The sequence below is a fragment of the Hydrogenophaga sp. 70-12 genome, assembly GCF_001897365.1.
Classification (GTDB): Bacteria; Pseudomonadota; Gammaproteobacteria; order Burkholderiales; family Burkholderiaceae_C; genus Hydrogenophaga; species Hydrogenophaga borbori.
In genome coordinates, this window is the sequence record NZ_MKSS01000015.1 from 1 (window position 1) to 4,228 (window position 4,228).

Annotated in this window: 5 protein-coding genes; 2 read left to right on the plus strand and 3 right to left on the minus strand. The window is 68.9% G+C overall.

What is annotated here, in order from left to right:
- The 3 genes from BGO22_RS00915 to BGO22_RS00925 form a co-directional block, all read right to left on the minus strand.
- On the minus strand, window positions 1–412 hold a 412-nt coding region (locus tag BGO22_RS00915), incomplete at its 3' end, for a PAS domain-containing protein (RefSeq protein WP_286848365.1).
- Between the two features lie 55 nt (window positions 413–467).
- On the minus strand, window positions 468–1,418 hold the full coding sequence (locus BGO22_RS00920; RefSeq protein ID WP_070400145.1) for a TerC family protein: 951 nt from the start codon (window positions 1,416–1,418) through the stop codon (window positions 468–470).
- A 216-nt stretch (window positions 1,419–1,634) separates the two neighbouring features.
- Window positions 1,635–2,678: a homocysteine S-methyltransferase family protein gene (locus tag BGO22_RS00925; protein ID WP_070400144.1), complete on the minus strand. Its 1,044-nt coding sequence runs from the start codon at window positions 2,676–2,678 to the stop codon at window positions 1,635–1,637.
- 71 nt (window positions 2,679–2,749) lie between these two features.
- Between BGO22_RS00925 and BGO22_RS00930 the strand changes: the two genes are divergently transcribed.
- Complete coding sequence (locus BGO22_RS00930) at window positions 2,750–3,169, plus strand: rhodanese-like domain-containing protein (protein WP_070400143.1); 420 nt, start codon at window positions 2,750–2,752, stop codon at window positions 3,167–3,169.
- A partial coding sequence (locus BGO22_RS00935) for a RecQ family ATP-dependent DNA helicase (protein ID WP_286848366.1) occupies window positions 3,166–4,228 on the plus strand: 1,063 nt, incomplete at its 3' end. The genes BGO22_RS00930 and BGO22_RS00935, both read left to right, overlap by 4 nt.

A 4,228-nucleotide genomic window follows, 5' to 3' on the forward strand; every position in this document is an offset into this window, starting at 1 on the left:
CGATGAACGTGACCACGGCGCCGCGCACCTGGCCGCCGTCCACGATGGGGTGGCTGCTGTACTCCACCGCAAAGGCGCTGCCGTCGCGTCGCCAGAACACCTCGGCGTCGATGCGGCAAGGCTCGCCCGCGCGAAAGGCGTTGAAGATCGGGCAGTCCTCCACCGGATAGGGCGCACCGTTCGCGTGCGAATGGTGGGTGAGCGCGTGCATGTTGCGGCCCAGCAGCTCGACGGGCTCGTAGCCGATCATGCGAGCGCCGGCGTGATTGATGAACACGCACAGGCCGTCCAGGTCGACGCCGAAAACGCCCTCGCCCGTGCTGGCCAGCAGCAGGCCCAGGGGGTCGCGCCAGGCCGCCGTGGACGGGGCCACGGCGGCGCTGATCAGTTCGGGAAAGTCCGCGGGCGGCATGGCACGGGCAAGAGCAAGGCCTGTGCCATGATGGTGCGCCGCCGGGCGCGGGGGCTCAGGTGTTCGGCGCCGTCTTAGCGCTCCAGACCATGGTGATGGCCAGGATGCCCACCACCACCGCCAGCGACACCGCCACCGGGATCTTGAAAACGTCGATCAGCATCATCTTGGTGCCGATGAAGACCAGGATGACCGCCAGGCCGTAGTTCAGCAGGTGGAACTTGCCGGCCACGGCCTGCAGCAGGAAGAACATGGCGCGCAGGCCCAGGATGGCGAACACGTTGCTGGTGAGCACGATGAAGGGGTCGCGCGTGATGGCGAAGATGGCCGGGATGGAGTCCACGGCGAAGATCACGTCGGTCACGCCCACCAGGGCGATCACCATCAGCAGCGGCGTGGCGATGCGCTTGCCGTTCTCGACGGTGAAGAACTTTTCGCCGTCGTAGTCCTGGCTCACGGGCATGAGGCGGCGCAGCAGCTTGAGCGCGGGGTTGTCGTCCAGCGCGGGCTCCTTGCCGGCGGCCCACCACATCTTCACGCCGGTGAGCACCAGGAAGGCGCCGAAGACATAAAGGATCCAGTGGAACTGCGCCAGCAGCCAGCCGCCGACCAGGATCATCACCGTGCGCAGCGCGATGGCGCCCAGGATGCCGAGCATGAGCACGCGCTTTTGGTACGCGGCCGGCACCGCGAAGTAGCTGAAGATCAGCAGGAAGACGAAGATGTTGTCGACCGCCAGGCTCTTCTCGATCAGGTAGCCGGTCAGGAACTCCAGCGACTTCTCGTTGGCGAGCGCGGTGGAGCCGCTGCTGTCCTTGATGGCCCACCAGAGCAGGCCGTTGAAGACGAAGCTCAGCGCGATCCAGGCAAGCGACCAGTTGAGCGCCTCCTTGACGCCCACGGCCTGGGCGCCCTGCTTCTTCAGCAGGACGAAATCGACGAACAGGGCCGCCACGACGAACGCGACGAAAACCCCCCACAGCCACAGCGGGGCAATGCTTTCCATGAAAGACCTCGGTTTGGTGTTGACGAACACCCCAAGGTCTGGTCGCGGGCCACCGTCGGTGGCCTGGGCGTTCCCGGCGGCCTTTCGGGCCGCGAATTGACGAGAACGCCGCGCCGCCGAAGCCTCGCTGTTCGCGGGGTGGCGGGCCGATTACTCCCCTTGAAGGGAAGCCGGATTGTCGACCGGCCGGGCAATTCCCGGCAAGCCGTCGGGTATTCAGGCCGTTTCGGCGTAGAAGGCGGCGCGGTGGCGCGGCGCCAGCGGCGAGACCGCGCGGCCGATGGCGGCGATGTGGTCCGGCGTGGTGCCGCAGCAGCCGCCCACGATGTTGACCAGGCCCTCGGCGGCGAACTCGTGCAGCAGGCGGCTGGTGACCTCGGGCGTCTCGTCGAAGCCGGTGTCGCTCATAGGGTTGGGCAGGCCGGCGTTGGGGTAGCAGCTGATGTAGGTATCGCCCGCGACCTTGGCGAGCTCCTGGATGTAGGGCCGCATGAGGGCCGCGCCCAGCGCGCAGTTCAGGCCCACGGCCAGGGGCTGCAGGTGGCGCACGCTGGCCCAGAAGGCGCTGACGGTCTGGCCGCTGAGGATGCGGCCCGAGGCGTCGGTGACGGTGCCGCTGATGATGAGGGGCAGGCGCTCGCCCGTGGCCTCGAAGACCTCGTCGATGGCGAACAGCGCGGCCTTCGCGTTGAGGGTGTCGAAGATGGTTTCGACCAGCAGCACGTCGGCGCCGCCCTCCAGCAGGCCCTCGACCTGCTCGCGGTAAGCCGCGCGCAGCTGCTCGAAGGTGACATTGCGCGCGCCGGCGTCGTTCACGTCGGGGCTGATGCTGGCGGTCTTGGGCGTGGGGCCCAGGGCGCCAGCAACGAAACGGGGCTTGTCGGGCGTGCTGAACTTGTCGCAGGCCGCGCGCGCCAGCCGGGCCGAGGCGACGTTCATCTCGCGCGCGAGGCCCGCCATGTCGTAGTCGTCCTGCGCGATGCTGGTGGCGCCGAAGGTGTTGGTCTCGATCAGGTCGGCGCCCGCGGCGAGGTAGCCCTCGTGGATGTCGCGGATGACGTCGGGCCGGGTCAGGCTGAGCAGTTCGTTGTTGCCCTTGACGTCCTTGTGGAAGTCCTTGAAGCGCTCGCCCCGGTACTGGGCTTCGTCCAGCTTGAAGCGCTGGATCATGGTGCCCATGGCGCCGTCGAGGATGGCGATGCGCTGCTCGAGGATGGCCGGCAGGGCCTGGGCACGGGTGAAAGCGGGGGACTTGTCCATCGGGGCATTGTATGAAGCGCTCCCCACCCCCACACAGGGCAAGGGCGTGGCATGGCCGACAATACGCGCCCATGAAACACCTGTCCCCCCAGGAAGCCTGGACCTGGCTCCAGGCCGAAACCGCGCGCCGCGCCGCGCTGGGCCAGGACCCGCCGCTGTTCGTGGACGTGCGCATGGAGATCGAATCGCTCTACGTGGGCCGCCCGCCCGGTGTCGAGAACATCCCCTGGTACGAATACCCCGACCTCACGCCCGATCCGGCGCGCTTCGCCGAGGCCGTGGCCCGCGAGGCCGGCGACAAGGCGCGGCCGATCCTGCTGATCTGCCGCAGCGGCAAGCGCACGCTGGACGCCGGCAAGGCGCTGGAGGCCGCGGGCTTCAGCGAGGTCGCCCACGTGCTGCACGGCTTCGAGGGCGAGCTCAACGAACACTTCAAGCGCTCCACCGTGAACGGCTGGCGCCACGACGGGCTGCCGTGGGAACAGATGTGATCGACGTCGCCGCCGGCGCCGAGACGCTGGAGGCCTGCGTCGAGGTGCTGCAGTCGGTCTTCGGCTACGAGGCCTTCCGCGGCCCGCAGGCGCAGATCGTCAGCCACGTGAGCGAGGGCGGCGACGCCCTGGTCCTGATGCCCACCGGTGGCGGCAAGTCGCTGTGCTACCAGATACCAGCCATCGTGCGCGCCCAGGGCGGGCACGGTGTGGCGGTGGTGGTGTCGCCGCTGATCGCGCTGATGCACGACCAGGTGGGCGCGCTCACCGAGGCCGGCGTGAGTGCGGCCTACCTCAACAGCAGCCTCTCGCTGGAGGAGGCCCAGCGCATCGAACAGCAGCTGCGCCGCGGCGACCTCACCCTGCTCTACGTGGCGCCCGAGCGGCTGCTCACCGCGCGCTGCCAGGCCATGCTGGAGAGCCTGCACGCGCAGGGCCGGCTGTCGCTGTTCGCCATCGACGAGGCGCACTGCGTGAGCCAGTGGGGCCATGACTTCCGCCCCGAATACCGCGAGCTCGCGGTGCTGCCCGAGCGCTTCGCCGGCGTGCCGCGCATCGCGCTCACCGCCACGGCCGACGCGCTCACGCGCGCCGACATCGTGGAGCGCCTGCAGCTGCAGGACGCGCGCACCTTCATCAGCAGTTTCGACCGGCCCAACATCCGCTACCAGCTGGTCGAGAAGAAGGACGCCACGGCCCAGCTGCAGCGTTTCATCCGCGACGAGCACAGCAACGCCCAGGGCCATGACGCGGGCGTGGTGTACTGCCAGTCGCGCCGCCGCGTGGAAGAAGTGGCGGCCATGCTGCAGCAGGCCGGCTTCAAGGCCCTGCCCTACCACGCCGGCCTGGACGCCGCCGTGCGCCAGCAGCACCAGGACCGCTTCCTGCGCGAAGAGGGCCTGATCATGGTGGCCACCATCGCCTTCGGCATGGGCATCGACAAGCCCGACGTGCGCTTCGTGGCCCACCTGGACATGCCCAAGAACATCGAGGGCTACTACCAGGAGACCGGCCGCGCGGGCCGCGACGGCGAACCCGCCAACGCCTGGATGGCCTATG